Below are 18,574 nucleotides of genomic sequence, written 5' to 3'. Positions count from 1 at the left end.
ACGGCCGCGGGTGGTCTACGACGGGAGCATGACCCGGCGCGACGCCCTGCTGCTGCCGTCGAGCGTGCATGCCGGCGACCGCAGCTTCTCGCGCGCGGAGCTGGTCGCGATGACCTCGGCTCGCCAGGTGCGCACCGCGATCGCGCGCGGCGAGGTCGCGGCGCTGTTCCACGGGCGGTTCGCCGCCGCCGCGCACGCGCAGGCCTTCCTTCCTCGCGCGCACGCGGCGTCCGAGTGCGGGGCGGTGATCACGGGCCGCGCCGCGCTGTTCGCGCTCGGCGCCGAGGACGTGCCGCCCGCGCGCGTCGATGCCACCATCGCGGACGGGCGGCGGGTCCCCGCATGCGCGTGGCTCTCCGCGGTCCGGGCGCCATGCCTTCCCGAGTATGCCGACTGGTACGGCTGCCGGGTCGCGGCGCCGGCCCACGCGGTCGTCGACCTCTGGCGCAGGGCGCGCGCGGGGACCCCGGGCGCCGACGACAGCGCGGGCGTGATCCTCGCGGCTCTGCAGCGGCGAGTCGTGGCCGTGGCACAGGTCCGCGAGGCGCTCGCGGGTGCCCCGCGCGTGCGCGACCGCGCGGGGCTGATCGCGGTGCTCGCGGCATTCGATGAGGGTGCGGAGAGCTTCCTCGAGCTCGAGGGGCTCACGCGCACGTTCACGGGGCGGGACTTCGGCGCCTTCGTCCGGCAGCACGCGGTGTGGGCGCGTGGCTCCTCGTACCGTCTCGACATGTACGACCCGGCGACGCTGCTCGCGGTCGAGCTCGATGGCGACGGCAACCACGCGGCGGGGGAGGACCGCGAACGCGACGACGAGCGCGACGCCGACCTGGCGACGCTCGGCATCCAGGTCCTGCGGCTCCCCTATGTCGACGTCATGACGCGCCCGGAGTGGTGCCGCGACACGGTGCTGGCGGTGATGCGGATCCGAGAACGACAGCTGCACGCATGATCCACCTCGACGAGCGCCCCGGAGCGACACGAAGTCGCATGCGTGACGGTCGGGGAAGGGAGGCGCACGAGCCGCGGTGGGAGCCCGCCGACGCCCATGCCGATGGCGGAGCGCACGGGGGCCCGCAACAACCGTGCGGATCCGTGTCGCCTTCGACCCGTCTCGAACGTGAACCTTGGTCGCTTCGAGTCGCTTCGCAGCCGGGCCTCGCTCCGCGCCGCCTTCAGGACGGCAGCCGCGTCAGTCGACGTTCTGCGTCGGCCGGTTGGGCCGCGTGCCCCAGCGGATGGTGCGGATCGCGACCGCGCCGCCGAGCGGCCCCAGCGTCCGCGCTCCCCACGTGTCGACGCCCAGGTCGCGCCGTGCCCAGTCGGGCAGCAGCGCGACGGCGCCCGCGGCGAGCGGCGCGTACGGGACCCGCGCCCATCCGCCGAGCGGAGGCTCCCGCAGCAGGAAGCGCGCCGCGTCGAGCGCCTCCGGGGTGGCCGCGAGCTCGGGCCGGTACGCCTCGATCGCGGTGCGCAGGTCCGCGACGGTCTCGGGCACGTCGATCGCACCGAGCGCCCGCGCCACACGAGCAGACTGTGCGACGTACTCGTCGCAGCCCGCCGCGTCGAGGGGGTGCACGCCGTACCGCTGGTGCGCCGCCAGGAACGAGTCGGCCTCCGCGACGTGGACCCACGTGAGCAGGTGCGGGTCCGAAGCGCGGTACGGGCGGCCGTCCGCCGCCTTGCCGCGCACGCGCTCGTGGATGGCGCGGATCCGGTCGACGGTGGCCTGCGCGTCGTCGGCCGTGCCGAACGTGGTGAACGCGATGAACGTCGCGGTGCGTGCCAGCCGGCCCCACGGATCGCCCCGGTACCCCGAGTGCCCTGCCACGCCCGCCATCGCGAGCGGGTGCAACGACTGCAGCAGCAGCGCGCGCAGCCCCCCGAGATACATGGAGGTGTCGCCGTGCACGCGCTTGATCGCGCTGCCCTGCGGGAACCAGCGCGGTCCCGGCGTGAGGTGGATCCGGTCGCGGTTCGCGGGCCCGTCGGGACCGCCGACGCGCGCGAAGATCGCCCGGCCCACGCGGATGCGGGCGCGCGTCACGGGGTTCGCGGTGGTGGTCACCCCGCCAGTATCGCCCGCCGCAGAGGGCGCGCTGCACGCCGGCGGCGCCCCCACAGCGGGTTAGGATGGCGCGCCGGTCTCACTCCGCAGTGAGGTGCTCCGAGGGCGGCCCCGACCCTGCCGTGCCGGCCGACGACGAGTACCGTCCCTGGTAAGGAGGTCCCCACCGGATGCCCACGAGCTCCCTCGCGTCCTGGTACGCCCGCAGCACGTCGCAGCGCGCCCGCGCCGCCGTCACCGTCTGGACGGTGGTGCTGCTGTTCTCCGGGCAGGGCTTCCGCTACCTCATGGGCGTGCCGGCGTACTCGGTGCTGGTGCTGGTGACCGTCGCCGCGGTCCTGATCGCGTTCCGCCGCTACCTGCGCCGCCTCCACGTTCCTCCGCTCGTCGCGGTGTTCACCGCGCTCGCGGTGCTCAGCACCACCTGGTCCGCGACGCGACCGGTGACCGCGCTCGCGTCCGGCGTGCTCGTGATCACCACGCTTGTCGCGGTGCTCGTCGCGCGCGGCACCTCGCGCGGCCAGTTCATGGACCACCTTCACCGCGGGCTCCAGATCAGCCTCTTCATGGGCATCGCGTTCGAGCTCTTCGCGTCGATCGTGGTGCGCCACCCGTTCCCGCCGCTCATGAAGGACCTGTCGGGCATCGCCAAGGTCGACGGCGGCGGGTTCCCGATCATGTGGTCGCAGGCCGCGATGTTCTCCGGCGGCCCGGTCCAGGGCTTCGTCGGCAACCGCAACCCGTTCGCCGCGATCGCGCTGTTCGCCGCGATGACGGCGCTGATCCTCCTGCTCGAGCGCCGCATCCGGCTCATCGACGGCGGGCTCACCCTCGCGGGCGCCGTCCTGGTGCACCTGCTCACGCTGTCCGCCACGGTCACGGTCGCCGCGGTCTACCTCGCGGGGCTCGTCATCGCGGCGCTGATCATCCGGCGCGCCAAGCCCAGCATGAAGCGCGTGCTGTCCTTCAGCGTGCTCGCGATCACCGCCGCGGTCGCGGTGCTCACGCTGAAGTTCCGCGCGGAGATCTTCGCGATGTTCGACCGCGGGCCGGACGCCACCAACCGCACCGCGATCTGGGACCAGGTGGTCCAGTACGCGTGGCACCGCCCGGAGGGCTGGGGCTACGTGGGCTACTGGCCCATCTGGGAGGACCCGTACAAGACGATCATCGACAAGGCGGGCGTGGTCGCCGCCCACGGGCACAACGCGTTCCTCGACGCGTGGCTGCAGCTGGGCCTCATCGGCGTCGTGCTGCTGCTCGTGATGGTGGTGCTGTCCTTCGGCAGCGCGTGGCGCCTCGTCGAGCGCGCGAGCCGCGGCGACACCTACATCCCGCTCGGCTGGGCGCTGCTGACGGCCGCGCTCGCGCTGCAGGCGCTCACCGAGTCGCGCATGCTCGTCGAGGGCGGCTGGTTCCTGCTCGTCATCCTCTACTGCTCGGGCCCGGGCGTGTTCACCCTGACGATCGTCGACCCGTCCCTCGTGCACACGGGTGCGCCTCCCGACGACGAGGCCCACGCCGAGGACCCCATCACCGTCCACACGCGGCGCCCCGCCCTGTAGGCCCGGGCCTCCGGGCCCATACGCTGGAGCCATCCACACCGACCAGAGGAGACCGCCATGCGCGCGACCATCATCCACGGCGAGCGCGACATCCGCGTCGAGGACGTCCCGGACCCCGTCCTGTCGACGGGGCGCGACGCGATCGTGCGCGTCGTCGCGGCCTGCGTGTGCGGCTCCGACCTGTGGCCGTACCGCGGCGTGACCCCGACCGCGAGCCCCAAGCGCATCGGCCACGAGTTCGTCGGCGTCGTCGAGCAGGTGGGGGAGGACGTCGAGGCGGTCCGCCCCGGCGACTTCGTCATCGCGCCGTTCTACCAGTGCGACAACACGTGCGTGAACTGCCGCAACGGCGCCAGCGTGAGCTGCCAGCACGGCGGTTGGTGGGGCAGCGAGACCGAGGAGCACGGCTTCGCCGACGCCGGCCAGGGCGAGCGCGTGCGCGTGCCCATGGCCGACGGCACCCTCGTCGTGGTGCCCGGCGGCATGCCGGACGATGCGCTGGTCCCGGGCCTCCTGACCCTGTCCGACGTCATGGGCACGGGTCACCACGCGGCCGTCTCGGGCGGCGTGACCGAGGGCTCGACCGTGGCGGTCGTGGGCGACGGCGCGGTCGGGCTGTGCGCGATCATCGCGTCGAAGCGCCTGGGCGCGTCGCGCATCGTCGCCATGTCCCGCCACGAGGCCCGCCAGGCGCTCGCGCGCGAGTTCGGCGCGACCGACGTGGTGCCCGAGCGCGGCGAGGAGGGCATCGCCCGCCTCAAGGAGATGTTCGACGGGATCGGCCCGGACGTGGTGCTCGAGTGCGTCGGCACCAAGGAGTCGATGGACCAGGCGCTGCGGTCGGCCCGTCCGGGCGGCCAGGTCGGCTTCGTGGGCGTGCCGAACGGCGGCCCCGAGCTGCCGGTCCGTCAGATGTTCAACACCAACGTGGGCGTGCGCGGCGGCGTCGCGCCGGTGCGCGGTTACATCGAGGAGCTGCTGCCCGAGGTGATCGACGGCCGCATCACGCCCGGCCTGGTGTTCGACCTCGAGCTCCCACTCGAGGAGGCCGCCGAGGCGTACGCCGCGATGGACGAGCGCCGCGCGACCAAGGTGCTGCTGCGCCCGTAGGCCCGCGCCGCGGTCGGAGCCCCCGCCGGTGGAATCGGCGGGGGCTCCTCCGCGTCAGGCCGCGGTGGCCGGGGTCGCGCCGCTCGACAGGTCGTAGACGGTGACGCCGTCGACGGTCTGCGCGGTGAAGTTCTGCTCCACCCACGTGGCGATCTCGCTCGACGCCTCCGAGCCGCCGTTCTGGCCGCCGAAGCCGCCGCCGCCGATGAAGTAGTGCACCTTGCCTTGGGCGACGTACTGCTGGAACTCCTCGAGGGTGGGCGCCGGGTCGGAGCCGTTGAAGCCGCCGATCGCCATCACCGGGTCGCCCGTCGCGAGCTGGTAGCCCGAGGCGTTGTTCGCGCCGACCGTGGCAGCGACCCACGTGTACGAGGACGCGTCCTGCTCGAGCAGCTGCACCAGCGCGTCCGACGGCGTCGAGCCGTTGATGAGGCCGCCGCCCACCGTGCCGCCGAAGCCGCCCGTGGTGCCGCCCGTGGTGCCGCCCTGACCGGGCAGCTGGCCGCCGTTCTGAGACGTGCCCCCGGGCGCCTGGCCGCCGGGCATCCCTCCGCCGCCGGGCCCGCCCTGGCCGGTCTGCCCGTTCTGGGAGGCGCCGCCGGGGAACTGGCCGCCGCCGGGGAGCTGGCCGCCGCCGCGCCCGAAGCCGGTGCCGCCGTTGCCGAAGCCGAAGCCGGTCGACGGGCCCGCGGTCGGCAGCGACCCCGTGTGCGCGGTGGAGACGGTGTCGACCGCGTAGGCCGCGGGTCCGACGAGCGCCACCACGAGCCCGGCCGAGGCGACCGCCGCGCCCGCCCAGCGGGTCGGCGTGCCGAGCCGCGCCGGCAGCGCGAGCACGCCGGCGGTGGCCGCCCCGAGGATGAGCACCAGCGGGCCGAGCCACGCGTTCCAGTCGGAGGTGCGCTCGAGCAGCACGAACGCGGTGAGCGCCGCCACGGCGACGGTGCCCGCGAGGGTGTACCGCGCGAAGGCGGAGGTGCCGCGCTGCCGCCACAGGGTGACGGCTCCGAGCCCGACGAGGGCGCCGATCGCGGGCGCGAGGGCCACCGTGTAGTAGGTGTGGATGATGCCGCCGCCGAGCGAGATGACGAGCGCGGTGACCACCAGCCAGCCGCCCCACACGATGGTCGAGGCGCGCAGCGTGTCGGTGCGAGCCGCGCGGCGGGTGACCCACAGGAGCGCGCCCATGAGCACGAGGGCGGCGGGCAGCAGCCACGCGATCTGGCCGCCGTAGTCGTCGGTGAAGAGACGGGTCAGGCCGGTGCTGCCCCAGTTGGGGCCCGCGTTGCCGCCGCCTCCGCCGGTGACGGAGCCGGTCTCGTTGCCCGTGAGGCGGCCCAGGCCGTTGTAGCCGAGCATGAGCTCGAGCACGGAGTTGGTCTGGGAGCCGCCGATGTAGGGGCGGGAGGAGGCGGGCCACAGCTCGACGATCGCGACCCACCAGCCGCCCGCGACCACGACGGCGGCGGCCGCCGACAGGACGTGGAGGATGCGCCGGTGCAGCACGATCGGCGCGGCGACGAGGTAGGCGCCCGCGAACGCGGGGATCACCAGGAACGCCTGCATCATCTTCGCGAGGAACCCGAGCCCGACGAACGTGCCGGCGAGCACCAGCCACCGCCACGAGCCCTTCTCCATGGCGCGCACGGTGGCGTAGGCGCCGAGGGTGAGCATGAGCACCAGGAGCGCGTCGGGGTTGTTGAAGCGGAACATCAGCACCGCGACGGGGGTGAGCGCGAGGGTGGCGCCGGCGATGAGGCCCGCGGCGGGTCCGGCGACGCGGCGCACGGTCGCGTGCAGCACGCCGACGGACGCGACCCCGAGCAGGGCCTGGGGGGCGAGCATCGCCCAGCTGTTCATCCCGAAGATGCGGGTGGACAGCTCCATCACCCACAGGCTGCCGGGGGTCTTGTCGACGGTGATGAGGTTGGCGGCGTCGAACGAGCCGAAGAAGAAGGCCTTCCACGACTCGGTGCCGGCCTGGATCGCGGCGGCGTAGTACGAGTTCGCCCAGCCGTTGATCGACAGGTTCCACAGGTACAGCACCGCGGTCGCGAGCAGCAGCCCCAGCAGCGCGGGCCGCGCCCACGCCGGATCCTCGGGCCGGCCCCGCCACAGCCGGCCCAGGAAGGACCGGCGCGGGGGAGCGGCGGGGGGCGCCGCATCGTCCCCGGGGGGAAGCGCGGGGGACGATGCGGCGGTCGCGTCGACAGCGGTGATGTCGGTGGTCATCGGGTGGTCCCCTCGTCGGCGGGTCCGCGGAAGACCCAGTGGCGGAACAGCAGGAAGCGGAGCAGGGTGGCGGCGACGTTCGCCGCGACGAGCACGATGACCTCCTCGAGGCGGGTACCGTCGGGGTCGATCACGTGCAGGAGGCGCAGGCCGCCGGACGTCAGGATCAGGCCCAGCCCGAACACCAGGAGGCCTTGGAGCTGATGTCGCAGCTGGCCGCCGCCCGCGGTCCGGAACGTGAAGGCACGGTTCGCGGCGGTGTTGGCGACGGTGGTGACGATCAGCGCGACCGCGTTGGCGGCCTGGGCCTCCATGACGTGGCGCAGCAGCAGGTAGAGCAGCAGGTAGGCGAGGGTCGATGCGACGCCGACGATCGCGAAGCGGACCACCTGGCCGATGAGGCGCGGGGGAGCGGGCACGTCGATCGCGTCGGGCTCACGCAGCGACGACAGCGGGATGCGGCCGGTAGCGAGCGCGCGGCCCACCCGGGCCATGCCGCGGATGTCGCCCCACGCGGTGGCGGCGATGTCGACGCGGGAGTCGGGGTCGTCGGTCCAGTCGACGGGGACCTCGTGGATGCGCAGGCCCGCACGCTCGGCCAGCACCAGCAGCTCCGTGTCGAAGAACCAGCCGCCGTCCTCGACGTAGGGCAGCAGCTGGCGGGCGCGATCGGCGCGGATGGCCTTGAAGCCGCACTGGGCGTCCGAGAAGCGGGCCCGCAGGAACGTGTGGAGCATGAGGTTGTACGTGCGGGAGATGAGCTCGCGCTTGGGCCCGCGCACCACACGCGAGCCGCGCGCCAGGCGCGTGCCGATCGCGACGTCCGAGTGTCCCGACAGCAGCGGCGCGATCAGCGGTGGCAGCGCCCGCAGGTCCGTCGACAGGTCGACGTCCATGTAGGCGACCACGGCGGCATCGGACGCGCCCCACGCCTCGGCCAGCGCGTGGCCGCGGCCCTTGGCGTCGAGGTGGAGCACGCGCACCCCGGCGAGCTCGCGCGACAGCCGTTCCGCGATGGCGAGCGTGCCGTCGGTGGAGGCGTTGTCGGCGATCACCACCCGCGACGTGAAGGGGAAGGTGTCGCGCAGGTAGGCGTGCAGGCGGCGCACGCTCGCCTCGAGCGCCGCCTCCTCGTTGTAGACCGGCACCACGATCTCGACGTCGGTGGTCGCAGGGCGCGCCGGCGTCATGAGCGGTGTCCGGGTCGGCTCGTCGATCAAGGCCATGGGTCCCAGGTTGCCCCCGTTTGCTGGGAGAACGCCGAGAGTCCGACCTCAGGTCGCCGAGGCGCCGGACGATGCGGGGCGGATCAGGCCTTCGCGTAGATCCCGTCGATGACGTCCTTGAAGTGCGCCTCGACCTGGCGGCGGCGGACCTTGAGCGACGCGGACATCTCCTCGTACTTCTCGGACAGCTCGCGCGGCAGCACGCGCCACTCGCGGATCGCCTCCGCGCGCGACACGAGGCGGTTCGCCTGGTCGATGATGTGCTGGATGTGCTCGCGCACGGTCGCGTCGGCGGCCGCCTCCGACGCGGTCATCGACGGCAGGCCCTTGGACTTGAGCCAGCCGGGCAGCATCGCCTCGTCGAGCGACAGCAGCGCGCCGATGAACGGCTTGCCGTCGCCGACCACCACGACCTCCTGGATGAGCGCGTACGGGCGGATCGCGTCCTCGAGGCTCGCAGGCTGCACGTTCTTGCCGCCCGCGGTGACCAGGATCTCCTTCTTGCGCCCCGTGATGGTGAGGTAGCCGTCGGCGTCGATCGAGCCGAGGTCGCCCGTGTGGTACCAGCCGTCGGTGACCACCTCGGCGGTCGCCTCGGGGTTCTTCCAGTAGCCGACGAACATGTTGGGGCCCTGCGCGAGCACCTCGCCGTCCTCGGCGATCCGCACGGTGCCGCCGGGGTAGGGGAAGCCCACGGTGCCGACGCGCACGTCCGACGGCGGGTTGATGGTCATCGGGCCGGCCAGCTCGGTGGTGCCGTAGCCCTCCATGCACGCGATGCCGAGGCCCCCGTAGAAGTGGGCCACGCGCGGCACGAGGCGCGCGCCGCCGCACACGATGTGGCGCAGGTTCCCGCCGAGCGCGTCGCGGACCTTGTTGAGGACCAGCACGTTGGCGAGGGCCATCTGGGCGCGCAGCACGATCCCGTGGCCGCCGCGGCCGCGCTTCTCGTCGACCTTGCGCGCCACGAACGCGCTCCACCGGAAGAGCCTCTGCTTGATGCCGCCGCCGGTGCGCTCGTCGACCACGTTGTAGAAGGTCTCGAGCACCCGCGGCACGGCCATGAGCCAGGTGGGGCGGAAGGTCTGGAGGTCCGAGGCGAGGGTCTTGTGGCTCGGGGCGAACCCGATGACCGCCTCGCACGCGAGCGCGAGCATCTCGACGTGGCGGGCCAGCACGTGCGCGAGGGGCAGGAACAGCAGGATGCGCGCATCGTTCTGCGCGAGGGTGCCGAGGTCGGGGTGGGCGGCGCCGTTGAGCGGGTGCTCGACGAAGGCGCGGTGGCTCAGCGCGACGCCCTTGGGCCGCCCGGTGGTGCCCGACGTGTAGACGATGGTCGCGACGTCGTCGGCGCGCACGTCGGACGATGCGGCGGCGAGGGTCGCGTCGTCGACGATCGCGCCGGCCTCGGCCAGCACGTCGAGCGCGGGCTCCTCGGCGCCGTCGATCACGAGCAGGCGCGGCGGGGCGTCCATCTCGCGCGCGGCGTCGGCCATGCGGTCGTCCTCGACGATGAGCATCGCGAGCTCGGCGTCCTCGCGGATCCACGCCACCTGGTGCGCGGACGAGCTGGGGTAGACGGGCACCGTGATCGCGCCCGCGGCCTGGATGGCGAAGTCCACGACGACCCACTCGTAGCGGGTGTTGGCCTGCAGGCCGACCGTCTGCCCGGGCGCGATGCCGTGCGCGATCAGGCCCTTCGCGATGCGGGCGACGTCCTCCTGGAAGCGCGCGCGGCTGACCTTGACCCACGCGCCCGAGGCGTCCTTGTACTCGGCGAAGATGCGGTCGGGCTCGGCGGTGACGCGGTCGCGCAGCAGCGCGGTGAACGTGTAGTCGTCGGCGGTGCGGATCATCAACGGCGTCGTCGACTCCGCGCGGGGGGACTGGCTCATGGCTCCGATTCTAGGCTACGGGACCGTAACTTACGGGGGCGTAGGTCCCGACACGCAGGGCGCGCGGCGGGTCGCCCGACGCGGGCTGGCCGGCGCCGCGCCCCGACCTCTTCCCACACAACGCGCGCGGATCGCGCGGAGTTCTCTGCAACTTCCGTCGCATTCCCCGACGCGCGAGCCGCGGATAGCGGATCTCGTGTGGGAACCGGCTGCGGGGTTCCTACCGGACGCTTGCCATCCGCTGTAACGCGATATATCGTGATAGCGCACTGATAGGAACAAACGAAGGGAGCGAGCGATGACGAGCTCGCATCAGCACACGCCGCGCGGGATGCGCGGAGGATTCGGCCCAGGCTGGGCCGACCCGTCCGAGGCGCGCGGCCCGCGCGCCCTGCGCCGCCGCGGCGGCTTCGGCGCGGAGGACGGCCCCGATGGCCTCGACCGGCCGGGGTTCGAGGGGCCGGAGGGTCCCGGCCGCGGCGGCCGTCGCCACGGGGGACCCGGTCACGGCGGTCCGGGCCACGGTCCCGGGCGCGGCCGACGCGGGGGGCGCCCGCGCGGCGACGTGCGCGCCGCGATCCTGCTGCTGCTCGCCGAGCAGCCGCGCCACGGCTACGACCTCATCAAGGCGATCGAGGAGCGCAGCGGGGGAGCCTGGGTCCCCAGCCCCGGCTCGATCTACCCGACGCTCCAGGCGCTGGAGGACGAGGGGCTGGTGGCCATCGAGGTGGTCGACGGCCGGAAGACGGCCTCGCTCACGGGCGCCGGTCGGTCATGGGCCGACGAGCGCGAGGGTGCGCTCGATGCCATGTTCGAGCGGGACGACAGCAAGGAGCAGGCGATCGCGCTGCGACGCGAGCTCCACGAGCTGCACGAGGCGGTCGGCCACATCGCGCGCCGCTACGACCGCCCGGACGTCGCGGAGAAGGCCGCGGAGATCGTCGCGACCGCGCGCCGCGACCTGTACCGCCTGCTCGCGGAGGACGCCTCCTAGGGCGACCGCCGCATCGTCCCCGCTAAAGCGAGGCGAGGCGGGGAGCGATCCGCGCCTCGAGCCCCGCCCGGACCGCGGGCCACTCGCGATCGAGGATCGAGAACACGACCGTGTCGCGCAGGGTCCCGTCGTGCCAGCGCTGGTGCTGGCGCAGCACGCCGTCCTGGTGCGCGCCCAGCCGCGCGATCGCGGCGCGCGACTGGTGGTTGTGCCAGTGCGTGCGCAGCTCGACCGCGATGCAGCCCAGCTCGTCGAACGCCCGCGACAGGAGCAGGAGCTTCGCGGCGGGGTTGATGCCCGTGCCCTGCGCCTCGCGCCCGATCCAGGTGCTCCCGATCTCCACCCGGCCGTTGGTCGCGTCGAGGTTGAGGTAGGTGGTCATGCCGACCGCGCGGCCCGAGCGCGGTTCGACGATGGCCCAGGGGGCGACCCTGCCCTCGGCCTGCGCCGCGAGGCGCGCGTCGATCTCGCCCGCCATCTCCACGGGCGAGGGGATGCGGGTGTACCAGGTGCGCCACAGCTCTCCGGGCGCCACGGCGGTGGCGAGGTCGTCCACGTGGGCGGGCGCGAGCGGCTCGAGGCGCGCGAGCGGGTGAGACAGCACCGGGGCGTCGTGGAGGGCCATGGCGCGAGCCTAGGGGCGGGCGCCCCGCGGCCGGGTCAGGCGTGCTCGGCGGCGGCCTTCTTCGCGGCCTTCTTGGCCGCCTTCCGGGCGTCCTTCTCGGCCTCCTTGGTCTCGTTCTCCTCGCGCTTGACCTCGGCCGCCGCGGCGGCGGCGGCGCCGACGATGCCGGCGCCGTTGAGCAGGTCTGCGGGGATGATCGGGGCGCGCAGGCGCAGCTTCGGCAGGAACATGTGGTGCGACTTCGACACCCCGCCGCCGACGATGATGAGGTCGGGCCACAGCAGCCGCTCGAGCTCCGAGTAGTACTTCTGGAGCTGCTCGATCCACTGGTCCCAGTCGTAGCCGTAGCGGTCGCGCGCGGACTCGGCGGCACGGTCCTCGGCGTCGTGGCCGTCGATCATGATGTGGCCCAGCTCGAGGTTGGGCACGAGCACGCCGTCGACGATCATCGCGGTGCCGATGCCGGTGCCCAGAGTCGTCATGAGTATCGAGCCGTTGCGGCCGTGAGCGGCGCCGAACTTGAACTCGCCGTAGCCGGCGGCGTCGGCGTCGTTGAGGACGTGCACGTCGTGGCCCGCGTAGTCGCGGATGATCGCGCGCAGGTCGGTGCCGATCCACGAGTCGTCGACGTTCGCCGCGGTCTTGACGACGCCGTGCTGGACCACGCCGGGGAAGGCGACGCCGATGGGCACCTTCCGCGGCGGGTTGAACTTGGCGATGACCTTCGCGACGGTGCGCCCGATCGCGTCCGGCGTGGACGGTTGAGGAGTAGGGATCCGGTAGCGGTCCTCGGTGAACTCGCCGGTCTTGAGGTTGACGGGCGCGGCCTTGATGCCCGTCCCGCCGATGTCCACGCCGATCGCGATGTTCTTGCTCATGGCAGCGTCAGAACCTCCGGTCCGTTCTCCGTGATGACGATGGTGTGCTCGAACTGCGCGACCCACGAGCCGTCGTTGGTGACGACGGTCCAGCCGTCGTCCCACTCGTGGCTGTCCTCCGACCCCATGCACAGCATCGGCTCGACCGTGAAGGTCATGCCGACCTCGATCACGTCGTCGTGGTGGGGCGCGGCGTCGTAGTGGGGGATGATCAGGCCGGTGTGGAACGCGGGCCCCACGCCGTGGCCCGTGTAGCTGCGGACGGACTCGTAGCCGAAGCGCGCGGCGTACTTCTCGATGACCCGGCCGATGACGTTGACCTGGCGGCCCGGCTGGGCGGCCTTGATGCCCCGCATCATCGCCTCGTGCGTGACCTCGACGAGCTTGCGCGACGCCTCGGTGCCCTCGCCCGCGATGAACGATCCACAGTTGTCGCCGTGCACGCCGTCCTTGAACGCCGTGATGTCGACCTTGACGATGTCGCCGTCCTCGATCACGGTCGAGTCGGGGATGCCGTGGCAGATGACCTCGTTGACCGAGGTGCAGATCGCCTTGGGGAACGGGGGGCGGCCGGCGGCGCCGGGGTAGCCGATCGTGGACGGGTAGGCGCCGTGGTCGACCAGGAACTCGTGGCCGATGCGGTCGAGCTCGTCGGTCGTGACGCCGGGGGCGACGTGGCGTCCCACCTCGGCGAGGGCCTGCGCGGCCAGCTTGGCGCTGACGCGGATCCGCTCGATGGTCTCGGGGGAGTGGACGTCGCCGCCGCGCCAGTCGGCGGCGCGCTTCCTGCCGACGTACTCGGGGCGGGCGATGGAGGCGGGGACCTCGCGGACCGGCGTGACGACGCCCTTGGTGATGCTCTCGCGGACAGGGCTCATGCCTGGCAGTCTATTCACGGAGGCGATGCCGATGTCACCCGAGAGCGACCAGCCGGTCCAGTACTTCTTCAACACCAGGACCAAGCAGGTGGAGAAGGGCCGGCAGAGCCCGTGGGAGCACCTCATGGGGCCCTACGCGACCCGCGAGGAGGCCGCGGGAGCCCTCGACATCGCCAAGCACCGCAACGAGTCCTGGGACGAGGACGACGACCGCTGGGGTGGGTCCGGCTCGTAGCGCGCCCCGCGCGTCCGGCGTGAGGTGCTGAACTCGCCCGAGCGTGTCACCGCTGGCATATGGGCGTTCATCCCTAGGGTGGGCGCGTGACCGTGGGGGGACTGACGGCGGCGTTGCCGCGCGCTTCCGGCGCGCGCACGCGCTTCCGCCCCGACATCGAGGCCCTGCGTGCGCTCGCCATCGCCCTGGTGGTGGCCTACCACGCGGGCGTGACGTTCGTGCCCGGCGGCTTCGTGGGCGTCGACGTGTTCTTCGTGATCTCGGGCTTCCTCATCACGGGGCTGCTCGTGCGCGAGATCGACGCCACGGGCCGGGTGCGCCTGATGCGCTTCTACGCGCGCCGGGCGCGGCGCCTCATCCCCGCGGCCGTCACGGTGCTGGCCGCCGTCGCTGCGCTCGCCGTGACGCTCGCCCCGGGCGCGTACCGCGACGACTACGGCCGGGACATCGCCGCCGCCGCCGGGTACGTGGCGAACTGGGGGTTCGCGGCACGTGCGGTGGACTACCTCGGGTCGCAGATGTCGCCCTCGCCCGCCCTGCACTTCTGGTCGCTCTCCGTCGAGGAGCAGTTCTACCTGGTCTGGCCGGTGCTGCTCGCGGCGGTCGCGTGGGGAATCCGCCGCCGCCGGTGGCGCACCCGTCCCGCGATGGCGGTGGCGCTCGGCGCGCTCGCGCTGCCATCGCTGGCGTGGTGCCTCGCGGAGACGGGCGCGAACCCCGACGTCGCATTCTTCGACACCGGCGTGCGCATGTGGGAGCTCGCGCTCGGCGGCCTCGTCGCGATCGGTGCGCCGGCGTGGGTGCGGCTGGACGTCCGGCTGCGCGGGCCGGGAGCGCTGCTCGGCCTCGTGCTCATCGCGGGCGCCGCGATCGGCATGCGCGCCGACATGGCCTGGCCGGGCGCGCTCGCGCTGGTCCCCACGGCCGGGGCCGCGCTCGTCATGGTCGCCGGGGGTGCGGGAGGCGCGTCCGTCGACTCGCACGCCTGGATGACCGGCCGATGGTGGCGCCCCGTGCTCTGGCTCGGCGCCCTGTCCTACTCGCTGTACCTCTGGCACTGGCCGCTGCTCGTCGCCGCACGCCAGGCGTGGGGCGAGCTCGCGCCCGGGACCGCCGCGGCGGCCGTCGCCGCGGCGGTGGTGCTCGCGTGGCTGACGCATCGCCTCATCGAGAACCCCGTGCGGTTCGCCCCGGCCCTCGTCGCCTCGGACCGACGGTCGATCCTCATGGGCGCCGCGCTGAGCCTGTGCGGCGTCGGGCTCGGCGTCGCGGTGGCGGTGTCCGCCCCGGACCAGGACGCCTCGCGGGTCGCCGCGATCGACCTCACGTCGCCCGGCGAGCCCGAGGTGCTCGATCTGGCGACGATGGACCCGACCGCTCCGCACGGCGGCGCCGCCCTGTGGCCCGACCCGTCCGCACGCTGGCCGCTCATCCCGGCGTCCGGCGCGGTGAGGCCCGTGCCCGATCCCGACGTCGCCGTGGACGACCGCCCCCAGTACTCGGACCCCGACTGCCACCTCATCATCGAGTTCGACGAGGTGACGCCGCGGTGGTGCGTCGCGGGCGACACCGAGGCGTCCCGCAGGATCGTCGTGGTCGGGGACTCCAAGTCGATCCAGTGGTACAGCGCCCTCGACGCGTACGGCGACCAGCACGGCTGGCGGGTCGAGCTCACCTCGAAGGCGAGCTGCTCCTTCTCGGAGGCGACCCTGATCATCCGGTCGCGGCCGTACGAGACGTGCGACGCGTGGAACCGCGCCGTCGTCGCCGCGCTCGAGGAGGATCCGCCGGACGTGGTCCTCACCTCGGGCATCTACGGCGTCGCGTCGCCGCTCGGCTCGTCCGCGGATGTGACCATGTCGCTCGCGGCGGGCATCGACGGCTACGCGCGCCGGTGGTCGCGCCTCCAGGCCGACGGCATCCGGGTGGTCGCGCTGCTCGACAACCCGATCCCGCCGTCCGACATCGACGAGTGCGTGTCGCGCCACGTGGCCGACCCCGACGCGTGCGCGCTGACCCGGTCGTCGTCGGTCGCGGGCAGCGGCGGCCCGGCGATGCGGGAGGCGGCCGCGCGCACGCCCGGCGTGGCGGTGGTCGACCTCACGGACTACTTCTGCGACGCGGCCTCGTGTCCCGCGGTGATCGACAACGTGGTGGTGTACCGGGGCGGCTTCCACCTCACCGACACGTACGTGCGCACGCTCGCGCCCGTCCTGGCGTGGGAGCTGAGCGGCGCGCTGGGGACCTAGCCGGCCGGCGGCGCGGCGGGCGCGAGGGGACGATGCGCGTCCCACGCGAGCACGAACCCCACCGCCGAGGCGCCCGCATGGAGGAGCACGATCCCAAACATGAGGTCGTAGCCGAGCAGGCCCAGGCCGGCCTCGGGATAGTCCCAGGCGAGCGCGACGATCGTGAGCACGAGCTCGGCGCCCGCGCACGCGAGGCCCCCGATCGCGCTGCGCGCGGTGGCGTGCGTGCCGGTGGTGACCACCGTGAGCACGATCGTCGCCGCGAAGGTGGCGAACAGGGCCACGAGCCACGGCATGGCCTCGTCGAGACCGGTCGCGTTGCCGAGCCATCCCCGGTTGTCGGACTCCGCGAAGCCGCGCACGCCCTCGAGCGCGCAATACCAGAGGAACGCGCCGAGGGCGGCGGCGATCCACGCGCACACGCGGCCGCCGCGGCCAGGCCGTGCCGCATCGTCCTGTATCGCCGCGGCGCTCATGCGGTCACCCCGGCGGCGCGGGCGCGGTGTCGGGCGTGCCACGCGTACGCGAAGCCCGCGAACGACCCGATCGCGTGGAGCCGGGCGGGCACCAGCAGCAGGCCCGTCCCGATGTCGCTGAGGTCGTGGTGGAGCAGCTGCCACCGCGAGGCGAGGGACACGGCCACGAGCTCGAGCGCCGCGCACGCGAGCCCCGCGGTCGCCGAGCGGCTCGTCGCGCGGGGTCCCGCGGCCACCACGGTGAGCACGATGACCAGGCTCGCCGAGGCGGCGAGGAGCACGATCGCGACGCTCACCCCGCGAGGGTGGTCGCCCGCGCCCCAGCTCTCGCCAAGCCCGGCGAGCGCGAGGAACAGCGCGAACCCTCCCGCCGCAGCCGCGAGCCATCCCAAGCCGCGCTTGTCGCGCCCGGTGACCCCCGCATCGTCCCCCATAGCAGGGACGTTACACGTGGTGCCGCCAACTGTGCTGAGGCTCGTAGCCGAGCAGGCGGCGCGCCTTGTCGATCGACAGCATCGTCTCGTGCCGGCCGAGCTCCTTCACCACGGGCACCGCCGGGAACTGCTCGGCCGCGAGATCCGCGGAGGAGCGGGACATCACCGTGTCGGCGTTCGCGATGACGAACCGGTCGAAGCCGCGGGGCTCGTAGGCGAGCGCGCGCGACACCGCCTGGGCGCCGTCGCGGCCGTCGATGTAGCCCCACAGGTTCCAGCGGCGCAGCGTCGGGTCCGCGTCGAAGGCGGGGAACGCGGCGTAGTCCTCGACGTCCATGACGTTGGAGAAGCGGAGCGCGAGGATCTTGAGCTCGGGATCCCAGCGGCACAGCTGGATCGCCATCTGCTCCTCGAGGTGCTTCACGAGCGAGTAGTTCGACTCGGGGCGCGCGTCGTACTCCTCGTCGACCGGGATGTACGGCGGGTCGATCGCGAAGGGCAGGCCCAGCACCGTCTCCGAGGACGCGTAGACGATGTCGCGGATGCCCGCGCGGCGTGCGCCCTGGAAGACGTTGAACGTCGCCGCCATGTTGTGGTGGAACGTGGCGGTGTCGGTCAGCTGGCCGGGCGCGGGGATCGCGGCGAGGTGGACCACGGCGTCCACGCCGGCGTAGCGGTCCTGGACGCCGAACATCGCGTCCATGGTCTGCCCCGCGTCGGTGAGGTCGATGCGCGTGTAGTCCATCGCGGGCGGCAGCGGCTTGGCATCGAGACGATGCACGGCGTGGCCGTCGGCGGTGAGGCGCGCGACCACGTGGCGGCCGAGCTTGCCCTCCGACCCGGTGACGAGGATCGAGCCCATGATCAGCTCTCGAACGTGTGCTCGGCGGCGGGGAAGGTCACGGCCTTGACCTCGTCGACGTACGCGGCGGATGCGTCGATCATGGCCTGGCCGACCGCGCCGAACTGCTTGGAGAAGCGGGGGTGCCAGTTGCCGACGCCGGCCATGTCGAGCCACACGAGGACCTGGCCGTCCGTGTCGGGGCCCGCTCCGATGCCGATGGTCGGGATGTCGAGGGCCTCGGTGACCGCCTTCGCGGCGGGCGCGATGACCATCTCGAGCACGACGGCGAACGCGCCGGCCTCCTGGAGCGCGAGCGCGTCCGCGACGAGCTCGTCGATGCCGTGGTCGCCGCGGCCCTGGATGCGGCGGCCGCCGAGCGCGGTCTCGCTCTGGGGGGTGAAGCCGAGGTGTCCGCAGAAGGGGATGCCCGCATCGGTCACGGCCTTGACCTGGCGGGCGATGCGGCGGCCGCCCTCGAACTTGATGGCGTGCGCGCCCGACAGCTTGACCATGCGGATCGAGGACTCGACGGCCTGCTCGGGGGAGACCTCGTAGGAGCCGAACGGGAGGTCGGCGACCACGAAGGCGTGCTCGGCGCCGCGGACCACGGCGCGGGCGAACGGGATCATCTCGTCGAGGGTCAGCGGGACGGTCGACTCGAGGCCGAGCATGTTGTCCCCGAGGGAGTCGCCGACGAGGAGGATGTCCGCGCCGCCGGCGTCGAACGCCCGGGCGGTGGGGAAGTCGTAGGCGGTCAGCATGGCGATCTTCTCGCCGCGCTGCTTCATCTCCTGGAAGTGGTGGATCCGGACCTTCTTACGCGTCATGCCTTCACCTTCTCACGATGCGAGACCCCTGCCACATC

Annotated in this window: 17 protein-coding genes; 6 read left to right on the top strand and 11 right to left on the bottom strand. The window is 73.2% G+C overall.

The features are described from left to right. Positions 1-28 precede the first annotated feature (28 nt). Positions 29-952 (top strand): DUF559 domain-containing protein, encoded by a 924-nt coding sequence (locus tag AOM04_RS06950; RefSeq protein ID WP_062464059.1) that lies wholly within the window; start codon positions 29-31, stop codon positions 950-952. 240 nt (positions 953-1,192) lie between these two features. Here the strand turns inward: AOM04_RS06950 and AOM04_RS06945 are convergent, their stop codons facing one another. After that, positions 1,193-2,068, bottom strand: a complete 876-nt coding sequence (locus AOM04_RS06945; protein WP_062464058.1) for an oxygenase MpaB family protein — start codon at positions 2,066-2,068, stop codon at positions 1,193-1,195. A 170-nt stretch (positions 2,069-2,238) separates the two neighbouring features. On the opposite strand from AOM04_RS06945, the gene AOM04_RS06940 reads away from it, so the two are divergent. After that, positions 2,239-3,633 carry an O-antigen ligase family protein gene (locus AOM04_RS06940; RefSeq protein ID WP_062464057.1) on the top strand — a complete coding sequence of 465 codons (1,395 nt, stop codon included), beginning with the start codon at positions 2,239-2,241 and terminating at the stop codon, positions 3,631-3,633. Between the two features lie 57 nt (positions 3,634-3,690). Then, the gene (locus tag AOM04_RS06935; protein ID WP_062464056.1) at positions 3,691-4,743 is read left to right on the top strand and encodes a zinc-dependent alcohol dehydrogenase family protein; all 1,053 of its coding nucleotides are present in this window, start codon (positions 3,691-3,693) and stop codon (positions 4,741-4,743) included. Between the two features lie 54 nt (positions 4,744-4,797). On the opposite strand, the gene AOM04_RS06930 is transcribed toward AOM04_RS06935, so the two are convergent. The 3 genes from AOM04_RS06930 to AOM04_RS06920 all read right to left on the bottom strand — a co-directional run bounded on the left by AOM04_RS06930 (position 4,798) and on the right by AOM04_RS06920 (position 10,096). Further along, positions 4,798-6,975, bottom strand: coding sequence for a mannosyltransferase YkcB-related protein (locus AOM04_RS06930; protein WP_062464055.1), 2,178 nt, complete (start codon positions 6,973-6,975; stop codon positions 4,798-4,800). Next, positions 6,972-8,201, bottom strand: coding sequence for a bifunctional glycosyltransferase family 2/GtrA family protein (locus tag AOM04_RS06925; protein ID WP_062464054.1), 1,230 nt, complete (start codon positions 8,199-8,201; stop codon positions 6,972-6,974). The genes AOM04_RS06930 and AOM04_RS06925 overlap by 4 nt, the downstream gene beginning before the upstream one ends. A gap of 83 nt (positions 8,202-8,284) precedes the next feature. Continuing rightward, a complete protein-coding gene (locus AOM04_RS06920; RefSeq protein WP_082104466.1) occupies positions 8,285-10,096 on the bottom strand; it encodes an AMP-dependent synthetase/ligase in 1,812 nt (603 codons plus the stop codon). A gap of 298 nt (positions 10,097-10,394) precedes the next feature. On the opposite strand from AOM04_RS06920, the gene AOM04_RS06915 reads away from it, so the two are divergent. Continuing rightward, positions 10,395-11,090: a PadR family transcriptional regulator gene (locus AOM04_RS06915; RefSeq protein ID WP_156160646.1), complete on the top strand. Its 696-nt coding sequence runs from the start codon at positions 10,395-10,397 to the stop codon at positions 11,088-11,090. Between the two features lie 22 nt (positions 11,091-11,112). Here AOM04_RS06915 and AOM04_RS06910 read toward each other — a convergent pair whose 3' ends face one another. Genes AOM04_RS06910 through map form a run of 3 tightly spaced genes read right to left on the bottom strand, consistent with a single transcriptional unit; the run spans position 11,113 to position 13,471 of the window. Then, the gene (locus AOM04_RS06910; protein ID WP_062464053.1) at positions 11,113-11,715 is read right to left on the bottom strand and encodes a GNAT family N-acetyltransferase; all 603 of its coding nucleotides are present in this window, start codon (positions 11,713-11,715) and stop codon (positions 11,113-11,115) included. A gap of 35 nt (positions 11,716-11,750) precedes the next feature. Beyond that, positions 11,751-12,593 carry a polyphosphate--glucose phosphotransferase gene (gene ppgK / locus AOM04_RS06905; protein ID WP_062464052.1) on the bottom strand — a complete coding sequence of 281 codons (843 nt, stop codon included), beginning with the start codon at positions 12,591-12,593 and terminating at the stop codon, positions 11,751-11,753. Next, positions 12,590-13,471, bottom strand: coding sequence for a type I methionyl aminopeptidase (gene map / locus AOM04_RS06900; protein WP_062464051.1), 882 nt, complete (start codon positions 13,469-13,471; stop codon positions 12,590-12,592). Before map ends, ppgK begins: the two co-directional genes overlap by 4 nt. 31 nt (positions 13,472-13,502) lie before the next feature. Between map and AOM04_RS06895 the strand changes: the two genes are divergently transcribed. After that, the gene (locus AOM04_RS06895; RefSeq protein ID WP_062464050.1) at positions 13,503-13,706 is read left to right on the top strand and encodes a hypothetical protein; all 204 of its coding nucleotides are present in this window, start codon (positions 13,503-13,505) and stop codon (positions 13,704-13,706) included. 86 nt (positions 13,707-13,792) lie between these two features. Continuing rightward, positions 13,793-15,955 (top strand): acyltransferase family protein, encoded by a 2,163-nt coding sequence (locus tag AOM04_RS06890; RefSeq protein ID WP_062464049.1) that lies wholly within the window; start codon positions 13,793-13,795, stop codon positions 15,953-15,955. Here the strand turns inward: AOM04_RS06890 and AOM04_RS06885 are convergent. From AOM04_RS06885 to panB, 4 genes are read right to left on the bottom strand one after another with little or no spacing between them, the layout of a single operon-like run. Beyond that, positions 15,952-16,431, bottom strand: coding sequence for a hypothetical protein (locus tag AOM04_RS06885; RefSeq protein WP_156160645.1), 480 nt, complete (start codon positions 16,429-16,431; stop codon positions 15,952-15,954). The genes AOM04_RS06890 and AOM04_RS06885 overlap by 4 nt on opposite strands. Then, positions 16,428-16,865 (bottom strand): hypothetical protein, encoded by a 438-nt coding sequence (locus AOM04_RS06880; protein ID WP_062464047.1) that lies wholly within the window; start codon positions 16,863-16,865, stop codon positions 16,428-16,430. Before AOM04_RS06880 ends, AOM04_RS06885 begins: the two co-directional genes overlap by 4 nt. A gap of 10 nt (positions 16,866-16,875) precedes the next feature. After that, positions 16,876-17,727, bottom strand: coding sequence for an NAD-dependent epimerase/dehydratase family protein (locus AOM04_RS06875; RefSeq protein ID WP_062464046.1), 852 nt, complete (start codon positions 17,725-17,727; stop codon positions 16,876-16,878). Positions 17,728-17,729: 2 nt separating this feature from the next. After that, positions 17,730-18,536: a 3-methyl-2-oxobutanoate hydroxymethyltransferase gene (gene panB / locus AOM04_RS06870; protein WP_062464045.1), complete on the bottom strand. Its 807-nt coding sequence runs from the start codon at positions 18,534-18,536 to the stop codon at positions 17,730-17,732. Between the last annotated feature and the right edge of the window lie 38 nt (positions 18,537-18,574).

The organism is Demequina soli (assembly GCF_000971195.1).
GTDB lineage: Bacteria > Actinomycetota > Actinomycetes > Actinomycetales > Demequinaceae > Demequina > Demequina soli.
This window is presented reverse-complemented; position numbering and strand designations above follow the sequence as displayed.